The sequence below is a fragment of the Ramlibacter pallidus genome (genome assembly GCF_015070875.1).
GTDB lineage: Bacteria > Pseudomonadota > Gammaproteobacteria > Burkholderiales > Burkholderiaceae_C > Ramlibacter > Ramlibacter pallidus.
On record NZ_JADDIV010000001.1, the window covers coordinates 885265 to 901767 of the forward strand.

At 70.8% G+C, this 16503-nt stretch carries 14 protein-coding genes; 7 read left to right on the forward strand and 7 right to left on the reverse strand.

What is annotated here, in order from left to right; all coding sequences use genetic code 11:
- Positions 1-64: 64 nt before the first annotated feature.
- Both IM787_RS04590 and IM787_RS04595 read left to right on the forward strand, forming a co-directional pair.
- Positions 65-745, forward strand: a complete 681-nt coding sequence (locus IM787_RS04590) for a haloacid dehalogenase type II (protein WP_193675427.1) — start codon at positions 65-67, stop codon at positions 743-745.
- A gap of 32 nt (positions 746-777) precedes the next feature.
- Complete coding sequence (locus IM787_RS04595) at positions 778-2973, forward strand: malate synthase G (protein ID WP_193675428.1); 2196 nt, start codon at positions 778-780, stop codon at positions 2971-2973.
- Here the strand turns inward: IM787_RS04595 and IM787_RS04600 are convergent, their stop codons facing one another.
- Together IM787_RS04600 and gstA are read right to left on the reverse strand one after the other, a co-directional pair.
- A complete protein-coding gene (locus tag IM787_RS04600) occupies positions 2974-3654 on the reverse strand; it encodes a glutathione S-transferase family protein (RefSeq protein ID WP_193675429.1) in 681 nt (226 codons plus the stop codon).
- The gene (gene gstA, locus IM787_RS04605) at positions 3651-4265 is read right to left on the reverse strand and encodes a glutathione transferase GstA (protein ID WP_193675430.1); all 615 of its coding nucleotides are present in this window, start codon (positions 4263-4265) and stop codon (positions 3651-3653) included. Before gstA ends, IM787_RS04600 begins: the two co-directional genes overlap by 4 nt.
- A 67-nt stretch (positions 4266-4332) precedes the next feature.
- Between gstA and IM787_RS04610 the strand changes: the two genes are divergently transcribed.
- The 5 genes from IM787_RS04610 to IM787_RS04630 all read left to right on the forward strand — a co-directional run bounded on the left by IM787_RS04610 (position 4333) and on the right by IM787_RS04630 (position 10280).
- On the forward strand, positions 4333-5223 hold the full coding sequence (locus tag IM787_RS04610) for a LysR family transcriptional regulator (protein ID WP_435531139.1): 891 nt from the start codon (positions 4333-4335) through the stop codon (positions 5221-5223).
- Between the two features lie 126 nt (positions 5224-5349).
- Complete coding sequence (locus IM787_RS04615; RefSeq protein ID WP_193675431.1) at positions 5350-7794, forward strand: DUF1631 family protein; 2445 nt, start codon at positions 5350-5352, stop codon at positions 7792-7794.
- A 20-nt stretch (positions 7795-7814) separates the two neighbouring features.
- Positions 7815-8042: a cysteine-rich CWC family protein gene (locus IM787_RS04620; RefSeq protein WP_354004348.1), complete on the forward strand. Its 228-nt coding sequence runs from the start codon at positions 7815-7817 to the stop codon at positions 8040-8042.
- Positions 8039-9508, forward strand: a complete 1470-nt coding sequence (locus IM787_RS04625) for an MFS transporter (RefSeq protein ID WP_354004349.1) — start codon at positions 8039-8041, stop codon at positions 9506-9508. The genes IM787_RS04620 and IM787_RS04625 overlap by 4 nt, the downstream gene beginning before the upstream one ends.
- Positions 9509-9515: 7 nt before the next feature.
- Positions 9516-10280: a class II glutamine amidotransferase gene (locus tag IM787_RS04630; RefSeq protein ID WP_193675432.1), complete on the forward strand. Its 765-nt coding sequence runs from the start codon at positions 9516-9518 to the stop codon at positions 10278-10280.
- Positions 10281-10283: 3 nt separating this feature from the next.
- Here the strand turns inward: IM787_RS04630 and gshB are convergent, their stop codons facing one another.
- Genes gshB through IM787_RS04655 form a run of 5 tightly spaced genes read right to left on the reverse strand, consistent with a single transcriptional unit; the run spans position 10284 to position 16428 of the window.
- A complete protein-coding gene (gene gshB, locus IM787_RS04635; RefSeq protein WP_193675433.1) occupies positions 10284-11246 on the reverse strand; it encodes a glutathione synthase in 963 nt (320 codons plus the stop codon).
- The gene (locus IM787_RS04640) at positions 11243-12226 is read right to left on the reverse strand and encodes an alpha/beta fold hydrolase (RefSeq protein WP_193675434.1); all 984 of its coding nucleotides are present in this window, start codon (positions 12224-12226) and stop codon (positions 11243-11245) included. Before IM787_RS04640 ends, gshB begins: the two co-directional genes overlap by 4 nt.
- A gap of 8 nt (positions 12227-12234) precedes the next feature.
- Positions 12235-13707 carry a flavin-containing monooxygenase gene (locus tag IM787_RS04645; protein ID WP_193675435.1) on the reverse strand — a complete coding sequence of 491 codons (1473 nt, stop codon included), beginning with the start codon at positions 13705-13707 and terminating at the stop codon, positions 12235-12237.
- A 4-nt stretch (positions 13708-13711) separates the two neighbouring features.
- Positions 13712-14563: an SDR family NAD(P)-dependent oxidoreductase gene (locus tag IM787_RS04650; protein WP_193675436.1), complete on the reverse strand. Its 852-nt coding sequence runs from the start codon at positions 14561-14563 to the stop codon at positions 13712-13714.
- Positions 14560-16428, reverse strand: coding sequence for a potassium transporter Kup (locus IM787_RS04655; protein ID WP_193675437.1), 1869 nt, complete (start codon positions 16426-16428; stop codon positions 14560-14562). Before IM787_RS04655 ends, IM787_RS04650 begins: the two co-directional genes overlap by 4 nt.
- Positions 16429-16503: the final 75 nt, after the last annotated feature.

Sequence of the window (16503 nt, forward strand, 5' to 3'; positions counted from 1 at the left end):
AAGTTCAGGATTCAAGCGCATCGAGGTCATCAATCCGGGAGAAAGTTCGCAATAAAGTATCGCCATGGACCAACCCCAGGCGGTGCTGTTCGATGCCTATGGCACGCTGTTCGACGTGTACAGCGTCGGCCTGCTCGCGGAACAGCTGTTCCCGGGGCAGGGCCAGGCGCTGTCCGTCCTGTGGCGCGACAAGCAGATCGAATACACGCGGCTGGTCACCACCAGCAATGACGGCGCGCACTACCGGCCGTTCTGGGACCTGACCCGCGCCGGGCTGCGCTACGCGTGCAAGCGCCTCCGCCTGGACCTCACGCCGGAGCGCGAGCAGCAGCTGATGAACCAGTACCGGCACCTCTCCGCCTTCCCGGAAGGCCGCGAGGTGCTGCAGGCCCTGCGCACCCGCGGCGTCGTCACCGGCATCCTGAGCAACGGCGACCCGGAGATGCTGGGCATCGCCGTGCGCAGCGCCGGGCTCGATGGCCTGCTCGACCACGTGATCAGCGTGGACCGCGTGCGCAAGTACAAGACGCACCCCGACGCCTATCGCCTCGGCACGCAGGCGGTGAAGAAGCCGGCCGCCCATGTCCTGTTCGTCAGCTGCAACGCGTGGGATGCGCTGGCCGCCACCTGGTTCGGCTACCGCACGCTCTGGGTCAACCGCTACCAGCTGCCGTTCGAGGAACTGGACACGCAGCCGACCCGCACCGGCCCGACGCTCGACGACGTGCTGGCCTTCTTCGAATGACCGATTCCCAGAACCCTCCGCAGGAGAAAACGATGACAGCCCGTACCGCCATCCACGGCCTCCAGGTCGACACCGCGCTCAAGCGCTTCGTGGACGAACAGGTCCTGCCCACCGTGGGCGTGGACGCCGCGAAGTTCTGGCAGGGCTTCGACGCGATCGTGCGCGAGCTCTCGCCGAAGAACGAAGCCCTGCTCGCCGAGCGCGACCGCCTGCAGTCCGAGATGGACGCCTGGCACAAGAAGAACCCGGGGCCGATCCGCGACATGCAGGCCTACCGCCAGCACCTGGAGCGCATAGGCTACCTGGTGCCGGCCCCCAGGGATGCGAAGGCCACCACCGCGAACGTCGACGCAGAGCTCGCGCTGCAGGCCGGCCCGCAGCTGGTGGTGCCGATCCTGAACGCGCGCTACGCGCTCAACGCCGCGAACGCGCGCTGGGGCTCGCTGTACGACGCGTTCTACGGCACCGACGTGATCCCGGAGACGGGCGGCGCCGACAAGGGCCCCGGCTACAACGAGGTGCGCGGCGAGAAGGTGATCGCCCGCGCGCGCCAGGTGCTGGACCAGGCCGCGCCGCTGGAGAGCGGCTCGCATGCGGACGCCACCGCGTACCAGGTCGAAGGCGGCCGGCTGGTCGTCAAGCTCAAGGGCGGGAAGAGCGCGGGCCTGAAGGACCCCGCGAAGTTCGTCGGCTACCAGGGCGACGCCGCGGCGCCGTCATCGATCCTCCTGAAGAACAACGGCCTGCACCTGGACATCCAGGTCGATCGCAACCATTCGATCGGCCGCACCGACGCCGCGGGCGTCAGCGACGTCGTGGTGGAAGCGGCGCTCTCCACCATCCTCGACCTGGAGGATTCGATCGCGGCGGTGGACGCGCAGGACAAGCTGCTCGCCTACCGCAACTGGTTCGGCATCCTGCAGGGCACGCTGACCGAGCAGGTGAACAAGGGCGGCAAGAGCTTCACGCGCGGGCTCAACCCGGACCGCATCTACCGGTCCGCGCAGGGCGACGGCGAGGTGCGCCTGCACGGCCGCTCGCTCCTGTTCCTGCGCAACGTCGGCCACCTGATGACGAACCCCGCCATCCTTTGGGACGGCGGCAAGGAGATCCCCGAAGGCATCATGGACGCGGTGATCACCACGGCGATCGCGATGGTGGACCTGCAGGGCAAGGGCGCGAACGGCATCCGCAACTCGCGGCAGGGCTCCGTCTACATCGTCAAGCCGAAGATGCACGGTCCCGCCGAGGTCGCGTTCGCGTCCGAGCTGTTCGGCCGGGTCGAGCAGCTGCTGGGCCTGCCGGCCAATACCGTGAAGCTGGGCATCATGGACGAGGAGCGCCGCACCAGCGTCAACCTGCAGGCCTGCATCGCCGCGGCCGCCGCGCGCGTGGCCTTCATCAACACCGGCTTCCTCGACCGCACCGGCGACGAGATGCACACCGCGATGCACGCGGGCCCGATGATCCGCAAGGGCGACATGAAGTCCAGCGCCTGGATCCAGGCCTACGAGAAGAGCAACGTCCTCGTGGGACTGGCTTGCGGCCTGCGCGGCCGGGCCCAGATCGGCAAGGGCATGTGGGCGATGCCGGACATGATGGCGGCGATGCTGGAACAGAAGATCGTGCACCCGAAGGCCGGCGCCAACACCGCCTGGGTGCCCTCGCCCACGGCGGCCACGCTGCACGCCCTGCACTACCACCAGGTCGACGTGTTCGCGGTGATGCAGGAGCTGGAGAAAGGCGACGCGGCGGCCGAACGCGAGAACCTGCTGGCGGGCCTGCTCACGGTGCCCGTCGCGCCCGAAGTGAAGTGGACGCCGCAGGAGCGCCAGCAGGAACTCGACAACAACGCGCAGGGCATCCTGGGCTACGTGGTGCGCTGGATCGACCAGGGCGTCGGCTGCTCGAAGGTGCCCGACATCCACAACGTCGGCCTGATGGAGGACCGCGCGACGCTGCGCATCTCCAGCCAGCACATCTGCAACTGGCTGCTGCACGGCGTGGTGACCGAACAGCAGGTGATCGAGACCTTCCAGCGCATGGCCGCGGTGGTGGACAAGCAGAACGCGGGCGACCCGTTTTACCAGCCGATGGCCGGGAACTGGGAGACCTCGTTCGCCTACCGCGCGGCGCTGGACCTGGTGTTCAAGGGGAAGGAGCAGCCGAGCGGCTACACCGAGCCGCTGCTGCACGCCTGGCGCCTGAAGGTCAAGGCCGCGGCCTGATCAGGCCGGTGCCGCCGTGCCCGCCATGCGGCGCGACAGCGCCGAGCCGCGGGCGAGCAGGTAGGCGGTGAGGCGCGCCGGATAGTCCGGCCGCACCGCGTCCCGCACCGAGGGACGCGCGTGGAGCGCCTCGCGCCAGCGCTGCACCCGCGGGAGGCCGTCGAAGAAGCCGGCCTCGCCGACGGTCTCGAAGAGGTTGAAGTAGCGGAACACCGGCCCGAACACCGCATCGACCAGGCCGAAGCGCTCGCCGGCGAACCACGGACCGAGCGGATCCAGCGCCGCCTCCAGCCGTTCGAAGCGTTCCCGCAGCGCGGCGCGCTTTCGCTCCAGCGAAACCTCGTCCGGCGCGCCGTAGAAGGCCGCGACCGCGTCCAGCACCGCGGAGCCGAACTCCATCCAGCCGCGTTCGCGGGCGCGCTGCAGCGCGCCTTGCGGATGCAGCCGCGGCCCGGTCGCCTCGTCGAGGTATTCGCAGATCACGGCGGATTCGAAGACGGGCTGTCCGTCGACCAGCAGCACCGGCGTCTGGCCCAGCGGCGAGACGGCGAGGAACCAGTCCGGCTTGTCGGCCAGGTCGATCCAGCGGCGCTCGAAGCGGGCGCCCTTCTCGGCCAGCACGATCGCCGCGCGCTGCACGTAAGGGCACAGCTCGTGGCTCACGAGCACCAGGGCGCTCATGCCTTCACCAGCCCTTCGGCCTGCAGGGCGGCCAGCACCGCCGGACGCGCCGCGATGCGCTGGAGGTAGCCCTCGAGGCGCGGGTAGGCCTTGAGCGACAGGCCCAGCATCGGCGCCCAGCGCAGGATCGTGAACGCGTAGGCATCGGCGATGGTGAAGGCGTCCGAAGCGATGAAGTCGCGGCCGGCGAGCACCTGCTCGATCTCGGCGAAGCGCAGGGCCAGCTTGTCCTTCACGGCCTTGCGCGTCGAATCCGCGGTCTCCTTGTGCCACAGCCAGGGGCTGAACACCTTGTGCAGTTCGGTCGAGACGAAGGTCACCCACTCCAGCACCTGCAGGCGTTCGCGCGAACCGGCGGCGGGCAACAGCCGCGCGGAAGGCGCGGCGTCGGCGACGTGCTGCAGCAGCGCCGCGCCTTCGGTGTGGCGGCTGCCGTCGTCCAGCTCCAGCAGCGGCACGTAGCCGCGCGGGTTGACGGTGCGGTAGTCGGTGCCATCCGCCAGCTTCTGCGTGGCCAGGTCGACCGCCACCAGCTCGGGCTGGACACCGGTTTCGCGCAACGCGATGTGCACGGCGAGGGAGCAGGCGGCGGGAGAGAAATAGAGCTTCATCGGGGCGTCCTTTGTGGGAGGGAGCCCGGACTGTAGGATTGCGCCGTTGCAATGAAAATACGCGGCTATGAAAACACTGATTGCACCTTCGCAATACGCGCCGACCGCCGCGGACCTCCAGGTCGTGCTGGCCCTGGCCCGTGGCCGCACGCTGGCGCAGGCCGCGCAGCGCCTCGGCGCCGATGCCTCCACGGTGTTCCGTTCGCTGCAGAAGATCGAGAAGAACCTCGGCCAGCGGCTGTTCGAACGCTCGCGCGAGGGCTACCTGCCGCTGGAGGCGGCGCAGGCGATCGCCGCGCACGCCGAACGCATCGAAGCCGAACTCGAGGCCGCGCGCGCGGTCTTGCGCGGCCCGGGCGAAGAGGTGTCCGGGCGCGTGCGCGTCAGCACGACCGACTCCGTGCTGCGGGGACTGGTGCTGCCCTCCCTCCCCCTGCTGGCGCGCAGGCATCCAGCGCTGCAGCTGGAACTCGACGCCACGAAGGAAGCGGTCAGCCTGACGCGGCGGGACGCCGACCTGGCGCTGCGCGCCACGCCCAGGCCGCCGCAGCACCTGGTGGGGCGGCACCTGGGCACCATCCGCTTCGTGGCCTGCGTCGGCAAGGCCATGCCGGCCGCGCAGCGCCGGCGCCCGCTGGAAGCCCACGCATGGATTGGCGCGGACGAGGGCATGCCGGAGCATCCCAGCGTGCGCTGGCGGCGCAAGCAACTGCCGCGCGTGACGCCCCGCCTGCTGGTGGACACCATCTCGGCCGTGGTGGACGTGGTGCGCGCCGGGCTGGGCGCCGGGGTCGTGCCGCTCTTCATGCTGGAGCGGGAGACCGACCTGGTGCCGCTCGGCCCGCCGCTGGAAGGCTGCAGTTCGGAGCTGTGGCTGCTGGCGCACCCGGAGTCGCGCCACCTGCGGCGCATCGCCGCCACATACCAGCACTTCGGCGAGCACCTCGTGCTGCCCTGAAAGCGCCTTCATCCCGCGGAACGCGCCGCTGGTCGTGTTCGCGTCTGTAACAGACGTGACGAAGGCGGCCGCCGTCAGGTATCGATGAGCCTGCGTCGCCGCTCCTGCATAGACTGCGGTGCTGAAATGGCCGCATTACCCGCCATCGCGAAGCAGTGCACGGATCTCGCCGGTGCCCGTGCGTCCGCCCTCCTGGGCCGGGCCATCGACCAGGCGATCGCGGGCCTGCAGCAGGAAGAACAGCGCTGCCCCCTGGTGGCGCAGCGCCGTGAACTGGCCGATGCATGGCTGGAACTCACCCGCCGGCGCGACGACTGGGCGCAGCGCTATGCCCATGCGCTCGACCGCGCCCGTGCGGAAGTGGAGCCCGTGGCGACGGCGAAGGCGGCCCCGGACCGCTTCGGCGGCCTGTCCCTGGTCGACGACGAAGCGGTGGTCCACGAGATCGAAAGCGCACGGGTGCTGCAGCTGATCGCACCCCGCCTGGAGCAACCGCTGACGGAACTCGACGGACTGATGAGCACGGCGCTCGGCCTCGAAACCGTCCACCCCGAACAGAACCCGCTGCGGCCGCAGGTGTTCGCGCGCGCCTTGCAGGAGTTGATGCAGGCGCCGCCGCAGCCCGGGCTGCCCAAGATCTGGGCGCGCCACCTTGCGGCACCGCTCGCCGAGGAGGTCGCGGGCCTCTATGGTGATGCGCTGAAGGTGCTGCGCGGGGCCAGGCTCGCGACGGCGACATACCGCGTGCTGCCCACCGCCTCCGCGGTGGCGGCCGCGGCCCCGCAGCCGACCGCACCACCCGCGCAGGCCGGATCGGGCGGCGGTGGCGGACAGGGCACCGGCACCGGCACGGGCGGTGGCAGCGGCCTGGCCGGCCACGACGGGCCAGGAGCGGGCGGTGGCGCCGGCCTCGGCAACTCCGGCGTGGGGGGTGCCGCTTCGCTCGGTGGCGCATCCTGGGCCGACCTTTCCGGCTACCAGCTCGGCGACGAGCTGTTCCAGAACTTCCTCTTCTCGCGCGCGCAACCTTCGACCCAGCCGCTGGCGCCTGCGTACTACGCACGCATCGACCAGCAGGTCGCCGCCGTCGAAGCAGGCGCGGAGAACTACGAGCCGTACGAGGCGCAGGTCGTCCACCAGCAGCGCACGCTGGCACCGGTCGAACGCCCGCCGCGCGCGGTCGCCACCACGCGCGAGCTGGACGACGCGGTCTGGGGCCGCTGGGCGCAGGCGCGCGAACGTTCGCTGCACCGCTCGCGCCTGAAGAAGGAAGCGAAGCAGGTCGGCCAGGTGCTGGGCCTGGAGGTGGTGCGCAAGCTCGTCGACCAGGTGGCGCAGGACCCGCGCCTGCTCGCGCCGGTTCGCGAAGCCATCGTCGCCGTCGAACCCGCGCTGCTGCGGCTCGCGCTGGCGGAGCCCCGCTTCTTCAGCGAGGAAGACCACGCCGGCCGCCGCCTCGTGGAGCGCGTGGCGGAGCGCAGCTTCCGCTACAACGACGAGTTCTCCAGCGAGTTCCAGGAGTTCTTCACCGGGGTCCGTTCCGCCTTCCAGGGCCTGAACGAACAGGACGTCCAGGACGACCAGCCGTTCGCGCAGGTGCTGCGCAAGCTGGAGGAGCACTGGACCGCCGAAGACACGGTGGAAGAGCGCGGCCGCAAGATCGCGGTCGACGCGATCCACTTCGCCGAGGCGCGCGAAGCCGAGGCCGCGCAGATCGCCTGGACCCTGAGCCAGCGCTCCGACCTGGAGGGCGTGCCGGCCGTGGTGCAGGACTTCCTGTACGGGCCGTGGTCGCTGGTGATGGCGCACGCGCGCCTCACCGAACCGGACAACAAGATGGATCCGGGCGGCTGGACCGCCGTGGTCACCGACCTGCTGTGGAGCGTGAAGCCGGAGCAGACCCTGCGCGACCCGGCCCGCCTGTTCACCACCGTCCCCGGCATGCTGGAGCGCCTGCGCAGCGGCATGAACCTGCTGGGCCAGGAGCATGCCGAGAACGACACCTTCTTCGGCGCCCTCGAGAAACTGCACAGTCCGGTGCTGCGCCTGCGGGCGAAGAGCCGCCGCGCGGCACAGGGACTCGAGGCGGTGCCGGAGGTCGACCCGGCGCTGCTGTCGACCGAACGCCAGAAGCCGCGCGCCCCCGGTGGCGATCCCTGGCTGTCGCGCCGGGAACTGCATGCGGCCGGCTTCGAGGACGAACAGCCCAGCGGCCCGGCACCGCTCGAAGCCCAGGGCGAGGCGGACGAGGACGTCAACGTCGCGGCCGTGATCGCCAGCCTGCGGCAAGGCAGCTGGGTCGACCTGTTCGCGCGCGGCCGCTGGCGCCGTGCCAGCCTGACCTGGGTCAGCAGCCGCGCGACCCTCTTCATGTTCGTCAGCAACGGCGGCCAGCCGCATTCGATGACGCGCCGCAGCCTCGAGCGGCTGCTGCGCGACCGCCTGCTGCGCCCGGTCGAGGCCGGTGCCGTGGTGCCGCGCGCCATCGAAGCGCTGTCCCAGCAGCGCGCGCACGCCGGTGCCCCGCCGCCGCCGCGGCGCATGGCCGGAGAGGTCCGCCTCGCCGCGTGAGCGGACGCTACACTGCGTCCGTGCCTGCCCTTCCCGCGTCTCCCGTGCAGCCGCAGCTCTGCCCCCTGTGCGGGCAGTCCAACCGCTGTGCCATGGAAGTGCAGCGGGAGACCGGCGTCCCCCAGGGCGACTGCTGGTGCACGCAGGTGGACTTCAGCGCCGAGCTGCTCGCGCGCGTGCCGCCGGCCGCGCAACGCCTGGCCTGCATCTGCGCCGCCTGTGCCGCCAAGGGCACGCCGGCCGCGTGACGGACCCGGGTTCCATCGCCGCCCTGCGCGAGCGCCACGGCGCCCGCTACCGCTGGCTGCTGCTGATGTCGGTGATGGTCGGCACGATGGCGTCGATCATGTCGTCGACCGTGGTCAACGTCGCCATTCCCGACATGACGCACCACTTCACGCTCAACCAGGAGCGCGCGCAGTGGGTCAGCTCGGGCTTCATGGTCGCCATGACGGTCTCCATGCTCACGACGCCATGGCTGCTGGCGCGCTACGGCTACCGCAGGACGTATGTTGGCACCATGCTGCTGCTGATGGCGGGCGGCATCGCTGGCGGCGTCGCCGCGCATTTCCCGGTGGTGCTCGCCGCCCGCGTCGCCGAAGGCCTGGCCGCCGGCGTGGTGCAGCCGATCCCGGCGATCATCATGTTGCGCGCCTTCGAGCCGCACGAGCAGGGCCGCGCCAGCGGCATCTTCGGCATGGGCGTGGTGCTCGCGCCGGCGCTCGGGCCCAGCATCGGCGGGCTGCTGGTGGACTGGTGGGGCTGGCGCTCGATCTTCTTCATGGTGCTGCCCTTCTGCCTGCTGTCGATCTGGCTGGCGTACCGGTACGTGCCGACCAGCGCGCCGGGCGGCGCCGCGGCGCAGGGCAAGGGGCCGAGGCTCGACTGGCGCGGACTCCTGCTGGGAAGCACCGGCACGCTGTGCCTGCTCAATGGCCTGGTGGAAGTGCGCGGTGGCGACCCCTGGCTGGCGGCCGCGTTGCTGGCCGGCGCCGCCGCCGCGCTCGCCGCGACGCTGGCCTGGCTGCGGCACGCCGCGCGCAGCGGCCGCGAGCCGCTGCTGAACCTCGACCTGTTCGCGCACCGGACCTATGCCTTCGGCTCGCTGGTGGCCTTCATCTACGGCATCGCGCTGTTCGGCTCGACGTACCTGCTGCCGGTGTACATGCAGCTCGGTCTGGCTCTGCCCGCTTCGCACGTGGGAACCATCCTGCTGCCCTCGGGCATCGTGCTGGCGGTCACGATCGGGGTGGCGGGGCGCCTGACCAACCGCCTGCCCACCCGCGTCATGGTCGGTGGCGGGCTGGTGCTGCTGGCGCTCTCCTTCGCGCTCATGCCCACGATCGGATTGCAGAGCCCGCTGGCGCTGCTGGTGGCGTGGGCGATCCTGGGGCGCATCGGCCTGGGCTTCATCCTGCCCTCGCTGAACCTCGGCGCGATGCGCCCGCTGGACCGCGCGCAGATCGCGCAAGGCGCGAGCGCCATCAACTTCGTGCGCATGCTGGGCGGCGCCGCCGGCGTGAGCCTGTGCGCGATCGTGCTCGAATGGCGCATCGCCGCGCACGGGGACGTGCTCACCCGCGCCGGCACCAGCCCCGCGCGGCTGGCCGCCTTCAACGAGTCGTTCCTGCTGCTGGCCGCCATCTGCGCCCTCGCCGTGGTGGCGGCCTGGCAGCTGCGCGACGCGCCCCGCGCGGGCGCGGCTGCCCAATAATGGATCCATGTGCCAGCTGCTCGGGATGAACTGCAACACGCCGACCGACGTGACGTTCAGCTTCGCGGGCTTCCGGCAGCGCGGCGGCCGCACCGACCATCACGCCGACGGCTGGGGCATCGCCTTCTTCGAGGGACTGGGCCTTCGGCATTTCGTCGACCACCAGCCCGCCTGTGATTCGCCGGTGGCCGACCTGATCCGCCGCTACCCCATCAAGAGCCGCCACGTCGTCGCGCACATCCGCAAGGCGACGCAGGGCGAGGTCGCGCTGCAGAACTGCCACCCGTTCGTGCGCGAGCTGTGGGGCCGCTACTGGGTGTTCGCCCACAACGGCGACCTCCAGGACTTCCACCCGCGCCTGCACGCCAGCTTCCGTCCGGTGGGTTCGACCGACAGCGAGCGCGCGTTCTGCTGGCTGATGCAGGAGATGGCGAAGTCGCACGCCGGCGTGCCGAGCGTGGAGGAGCTGACGCTGACGCTGCGCGAGCTGACGCCCTGGATCGCGAAGCACGGGCGCTTCAACTTCCTGCTGTCCAACGGGGACGCCCTGTGGGCGCACTGCTCGACCCACCTCTACTACGTGGAGCGCCGGCATCCGTTCGCGCATGCGCAACTGACCGACGAGGACCTGAGCATGGACTTCGCGCAGCACACCACGCCGGACGACCGCGTGGCGGTCGTGGTGACCGCGCCGCTGACCGTCAACGAGCCGTGGACGCCGTTCCAGCCCGGGGAGCTGAAGGTGTTCGTGGACGGCCGGGCGCTCGCCTGAGCCTCAGAGCACCGTGCGGTCGCGGTCGACCGCTTCCTCCAGCGCGTCGATGAACATCGCCGGCACGTCGAAGCCGGCCTGCTGCGTGATCTCCTGGAAGCAGGTCGGGCTGGTGACGTTGATCTCGGTCAGGCAGTCGCCGATGACGTCCAGGCCGATCAGCAGCAGCCCGCGCTGCACCAGCAGCGGCCCGATGGTCTCCGCGATCTCGCGGTCGCGCTCCGTCAGCGGCTGCGCGACGCCCTTGCCGCCAGCGGCCAGGTTGCCGCGGATCTCGCTGCCCTGCGGGATGCGCGCCAGGCTGAAGGGCACAGGCTTGCCCCCGATCACCAGCACGCGCTTGTCGCCCTGGGAGATCTCCGGCACGTAGCGCTGCACCATGAGCGTGGTCGCGCCGTCGTGGTTCAGCGTCTCGATGATGGACCCGAGGTTCATGCCGTCCGGGCCGACGCGGAAGATGCCCATGCCGCCCATGCCGTCGAGCGGCTTGAGGATGATGTCGCCGTGCTCTTCGTGGAAGCGGCGCACGTCGGCGGCCTGGCGCGTGACCAGCGTCGGGCTGACGAACTGGGGGAACTCCATGATCGCCAGCTTCTCCGGGTGGTCGCGCAGCGCCGCGGGCTTGTTGAACACCTTCGCGCCCTCCCGCTCGGCCTGTTCGAGCAGGTGCGTCGCATAGAAGTACTCGTCGTCGAACGGCGGGTCCTTGCGCATGACCACCGCGTCGAACTCGCGCAGCGCATGCACCGGGGTGCGCGCCTCCTGGAACCATTCCTCGTCCTCGCCCGTGAGCACGATCTCGCGCACCCTGGCCTCGACGAGGCTGCCCGAGCGCCAGCCGAGGTCACGCGGTTCGCAGGCGGAGACGCGGTGGCCGCGCCGCTGCGCCTCGCGCATCATGGAAAAGGTGGTGTCCTTGTAGATCTTGAAGACCTCGAGCGGGTCGGCGACGAAGAGGATGTTCATGGAGCGGATGGATCTTTCGCGTCACTGTCGCACAAATCGCCGTGCACGGCGCGCGCCGCCTCGTCCAGCCATGCCGCCGTCGCGGCTGCTGCGGTGACGGGCAGCATGTGGCCGCCGTCGACGACGCGCAGGTCCGCGGCGGGCAGCTTCGCCTGCAGCGCCGCGCCCTGCGCCTGCCAGTCCAGCACGCGGTCGCCCCGGCCGTACAGCACGTGCACCGGCAGGCGGATCTCGCCATAGCGCTCCTGCTGCGGCAGCAGGTCGGCCTCCACCGCGGCCATGTCCTCGGACGCCGCGATGAACGCGGAGGGCCGAAGGGTCATCAGCCCGCCGCCGCGCACCGCGAAATCGCGCGGCGCCCGGTCGGGCCCGAACAGCGCGGCCATCGCCGCCGGCGTGTTGGCGATCGCGACCGGCGCGGAGAACGTGTGCGCGAAAAGGCGCCGCAGCCAGGGCGTGCGGATCGCCATGGGGCGGAAAGGACGCGGCACGTGCGGCTGGAAGTGCGTCAGCGGCGCGATGAGCGCGAGTCCCGCGATGCCCTCCGGCTCCTGCAACGCGACCGAGAGGGCGATGGCGCCGCCCAGCGAATGGCCGACCAGCAGCGGCTTGCGTTCGAACCGCATGGCGCGGATGAAGCCGGCGACCAGGCGGGCCTGCGCCGCGATGCCGGCCTTGCCGGCATCGGCGCGGGGGGAGTGGCCGGCGCCGGGCCGGTCCACCAGCACCACGCGCCACCGCGTCGCGAGCTCCTTCAGCGGGAGGTAGTCGAAGTTGCGCGACTCGCCGGCCAGGCCGTGCACCAGCACCAGGGGCGGGCCATCGCCCAGGCTGCGGTAGTGCAGGCGTTCGCCGTCGACTTCCAGCCATTGCCCGCGCGGCGGAAAGGCCGCCGTGACGCGGCGCGCCAGGAAGAAGGTGAACAGCGCCACCACGGCGAGCGTGAACAGCAGCAGCAACAGGAAGTTCAGGACGGTCATGCGAGGCCTCAGCGCAGGGGTTCGCCGCGGCGGCCGAAGCGCAGCGCGCCGTCGCGCAGCGGGCCGAACTTCAGCGCGAACAGGTCGAGGAGGTAGTTCTGGTGGATGCGCCAGGGCTTGCGCGTCCCCTGCCGCGGAAGTTCGCCGGCGGCGCGTTGCGCGTAGCCGGAGCGCAGGTCGATCGCCGGCCGCAGTTCGCCGGCGGATCCATCGCGCACCGCCATGCAGACGTCCAGGCCCTTGGCACGCAGGTGGTTCAGGATGCGGCACACCTGCCGCGCGATGAGTTCGGCCTTCAGCGTCCAGGAGGCATTGGTGTAGCCCATCGACAGCGCGAGGTTGGGCACGCCGCTGAGCATCATGCCCTTGTACGACAGGGCATCGGCCACCTGCACCGGCCGGCCGTCCACCGTGAGGCGCGCACCGCCCAACATCTGGAGCTCGAGTCCGGTCGCGGTGACCACGATGTCCGCGGGGAGTTCCTGGCCGGAGGCGAGCCGCAGGCCGGCCGCGGTGAAGGCGGCGATCTCTCCGGTCACGATGTCCGCGCGGCCCGAGCGCAAGGCCCGGAACATCTGCGCGTCCGGGTCGATGCACAGGCGCTGGTCCCACGGGTCGTAGCGTGGCTGCAGATGGCGCGCCTCGACGCGACCGCCCCCCTGCTTCACGGCCTGCCGCACCAGCCAGTCACGCACGGCGGCGGGGCGGCGGCGCGAGAGCTGGAAGAAGGCCAGCGACAGCAGCACGTTCTTCCAGCGGATCAGTCCGTACGCCCAGCGCCGCGGCAGCAGGCGCTGCAGCAGGGCCCCGAAGCCGTCGCGCGCCGGCAGCGCGAGGATGTAGCTGGGCGAACGCTGCAGCAGGGTGACGTGCGCGGCCACCGCGGCGAGCGACGGCAGGAGCGTCACCGCCGTCGCGCCGCTGCCGATCACCACCACCCGCCGGCCCGCCAGCGCGAGGTCCTCCGGCCAGTGCTGGGGGTGCACGATGCGGCCGGCGAAGGTCTCCTGGCCCGGCCAGCGCGGCGCGTGGCCCTGCGCGTAGTCGTAGTAGCCGCTGCAGAAGAACACGAAGCGGCAGGTGATGTGCAGCAGCGCTCCCTCGGCCTGCACCTCCAGCGTCCAGCGCGCGTGCGCCGAGTCCCAATGGGCCGCGACCACGCGGTGGCCGAAGCGGATCTGCTCCAGCGTGCCTTCCGCCCGGGCCGTGTCCGCGATGTAGCGGCGGATGTCCGGGCCCTGCGCGATGGTGGCATCGCTCGTCCACGGCCGGAAGCTGTAGCCCAGGGTGAACATGTCGGAGTCGGAGCGCACGCCGGGATAGCGGAACAGGTCCCAGGTGCCGCCGATCGCGCCGCGTCCTTCGAGGATGACGAAGCGCTCCCGCGGGCAGCGCTGCCGCAGGTGGTGGGCCGCGGCGATGCCGGAGAGGCCGGCGCCGACCACGACCACGTCGAAGTCGGTGGACGTGCCGTGGGACATGCTGCTAGGGGCGGGCCGCCGCGCGCATGCGCTTCGCCCGCCGGACGACGAGCCCCTGGTAGCCGGGGCCGAGCGTGCGCGCCATGAGATCGAGCACCACCGCGTCGGGCCCGACCAGCACCCGGCGCGCATTGCGCCGCACGCCGGCAAGGATGCGGCGCGCCGCGGCGTCCGGGGCGGTGGTCTGGATCAGCCGTTCCGAGTCCTGCCGGAAGCGGGCCTCGTCCTGGCCGGTGAGGTGCAGCACCCGCGCGTCGACGCGTGCCGACCGCGCAATGGCGGTGGCCACGCCGCCGGGGTGCACGCAGGTCACGCCGACCGGCGCGCCTTCCAGCTCCAGCTCCATCCGCAGCGCCTCGGTGTAGCCGCGCACCGCGAACTTGCTGGCGTTGTAGGCCGACTGGGTCGGCATGGACACCATGCCGAAGACGCTGGAGACGTTGACCACGTGCCCGTCGCCGCTGGCCCGCAGGTGCGGCAGGAAGGCCTGGGTGCCGTGCACGACGCCCCAGAAGTTGATGCCCATCAGCCACTCGAAGTCCTCGATGCGCACCGCTTCGGCGGACGCCGTGAGGGACACGCCCGCGTTGTTGAAGACCAGGTTGACGCGGCCGTGCGCCGCGCGACAGTCGTCGGCCCACGCCAGCACCGCGGCGCGGTCGGCCACGTCCAGCCGCGTGCTGCGGCAGGGCGCGCCCAGCGCCTGCACCAGGCGCCCGGTTTCCGCCAGGCCCTCGGGAGCGATGTCACTGATGGCAAGGTGCGCGCCGGCGCGCGCCAGTTCCAGCGCGAGGGCCCGGCCGATGCCGGAACCCGCGCCCGTGACCGCCGCGACCTGGCCGCGGAAGTCCTTCATATCTCGACCTTGCTCCCCAGTTCCACCACCTGGTTGCTGGGCAGGTTGAGGAAGTCGGCGGCCGCGCCCGCGTTGTGGTGCATCTGCGCGAACAGCTTCTCGCGCCACGGGGCCATGCCGTGGCCGATGGTGGGCACCACGACGTCGCGCGAGAGGAAGTAGCTGGTGGTCATCGGCTCGAGGTCGCAGCCGTGGCCGCGCACCTGCTGCAGCGCCCGGGGGATGTCGATGTCGTTCTTGAAGCCGTAGTGCAGGATCACCTGCCAGCAGTCGTGGCCGAGCGACTCGATCTGCACCCGCTTGTCCAGCCCGATCCAGGGCACCTCGTGGTTGCGCACCGTGACGAACAGGTTGTGCTCGTGCAGCACCTTGTTGTGCTTCAGGTTGTGCAGCAGGGCGTTGGGCACGGTGCCCGGCTCGGGGGTGAGGAACACCGCGGTGCCCTGCACGCGCGTCGGCGGGCTGACGAAGACGGATTCGAGGAAGTCGCGCAGGCTGAACGATTCGCTGCGCAGCTTCTCGGCCAGGATCGCGCGGCCCTTCTTCCACGTCATCATCACCATGAACATGACCAGGCCGATCAGCACGGGGAACCAGCCGCCCTCGATGAACTTCAGCGCGTTGGAGGTGAAGAACAGCAGGTCGACGACGAAGAACAGGCTGGTGGCCGCGATGCACAGCCACAGCGGCAGCTTCCACGCATAGCGGATCACGAAGAAGGTGAGCACCGTCGTGATCAGCATGTCGGTCGTCACCGCGATGCCGTAGGCGGAGGCGAGGTTGGTGGAGTTGCGGAACAGGCCGACCGCCACCACGATGGTCGCGAACAGGATCCAGTTGACGGCCGGCACGTAGACCTGGCCGGTCTCGTGCACCGACGTGTGGCGGATCAGCATGCGCGGGAGGTAACCCAGCTGGATCGCCTGCTTGGTCACGGAGAACGCCGCCGAGAGCAGCGCCTGCGACGCGATCACCGTGGCGGCCGTCGCCAGCAGCACGAGCGGCATCAGCAGCCACTCGGGGGCCATGCGGTAGAAGGGGTTCTCCAGCGCCTGCGGGTTCTCCAGCAGCAGGGCGCCCTGGCCGAAGTAGTTGATCAACAGCGCGGGCATCACCAGGAGGAACCAGGCGAGCCGGATCGGCTTCTTGCCGAAGTGGCCCATGTCCGCGTAAAGCGCTTCCGTGCCCGTCACGGTGAGGACCAGCGCACCGAGCAGCACGAAGACGGTGCCGGGCTGCTGGGCGACGAAGCGCAGGGCGTGGTGCGGGCTGATCGCCCCCAGCACCTCGGGATGGGCCACGATGTGCGGCACGCCCAATGCCGCGATCGACAGGAACCACAGCGCGCAGATCGGACCGAAGAAGCGGCCGATCCCGCTGGTGCCGTTCTTCTGCACGTAGAACAGCAGGAAGATGATCACCAGCGCCGCCGGCACGACGTAGGGCGTGAAGTCGGGCGAGATCAGCGACAGCCCTTCCACCGCCGACAGCACCGAGATCGCCGGCGTGATGACGCCGTCGCCGTAGAAGATCGCCGTGCCGAAGATGCCGATGCCCAGCAGCACGTTGCGCAGCGCCGGCCGGTCCGCGACCGCATTGGAGGCCAGCGCCAGCATGGCGATCAGCCCGCCCTCGCCGTTGTTGTCCGCGCGCAGGATCAGCGTCACGTACTTCAGCGAGACGATCACGGTGACCGTCCAGAACACCAGCGACAGGACGCCGTAGACGTTGGCCGGGGTGAGCGGCACGCTCGACGTGGTGAACAGCACCTTGAGCGCATACAGCACGCTGGTGCCGATGTCGCCGTAGACGATGCCGATGGCGCCCAGGGTGAGCGCCGCGAGGGAGGACTTCGAGTTCTGCACGAACGGCCCGGTCCCGGCGCGGTCGCCGGCCGGGTCTTGGCCTTTGGGACCGTTATTGTGCGCCTGCCCGGCGGC

What these genes read in the sequence shown, in the direction of transcription:
- IM787_RS04600 (WP_193675429.1), bottom strand. Translation starts at nt 3,654, where the DNA reads ATGAGCGCCCTGGTGCTCGTGAGCCACGAGCTGTGCCCTTACGTGCAG.
- IM787_RS04645 (WP_193675435.1), bottom strand. Translation starts at nt 13,707, where the DNA reads ATGTCCCACGGCACGTCCACCGACTTCGACGTGGTCGTGGTCGGCGCC.
- gstA (WP_193675430.1), bottom strand. Translation starts at nt 4,265, where the DNA reads ATGAAGCTCTATTTCTCTCCCGCCGCCTGCTCCCTCGCCGTGCACATC.
- IM787_RS04615 (WP_193675431.1), top strand. Translation starts at nt 5,350, where the DNA reads ATGGCCGCATTACCCGCCATCGCGAAGCAGTGCACGGATCTCGCCGGT.
- IM787_RS04630 (WP_193675432.1), top strand. Translation starts at nt 9,516, where the DNA reads ATGTGCCAGCTGCTCGGGATGAACTGCAACACGCCGACCGACGTGACG.
- IM787_RS04610 (WP_435531139.1), top strand. Translation starts at nt 4,333, where the DNA reads ATGAAAACACTGATTGCACCTTCGCAATACGCGCCGACCGCCGCGGAC.
- IM787_RS04640 (WP_193675434.1), bottom strand. Translation starts at nt 12,226, where the DNA reads ATGACCGTCCTGAACTTCCTGTTGCTGCTGCTGTTCACGCTCGCCGTG.
- gshB (WP_193675433.1), bottom strand. Translation starts at nt 11,246, where the DNA reads ATGAACATCCTCTTCGTCGCCGACCCGCTCGAGGTCTTCAAGATCTAC.
- IM787_RS04595 (WP_193675428.1), top strand. Translation starts at nt 778, where the DNA reads ATGACAGCCCGTACCGCCATCCACGGCCTCCAGGTCGACACCGCGCTC.
- IM787_RS04590 (WP_193675427.1), top strand. Translation starts at nt 65, where the DNA reads ATGGACCAACCCCAGGCGGTGCTGTTCGATGCCTATGGCACGCTGTTC.
- IM787_RS04650 (WP_193675436.1), bottom strand. Translation starts at nt 14,563, where the DNA reads ATGAAGGACTTCCGCGGCCAGGTCGCGGCGGTCACGGGCGCGGGTTCC.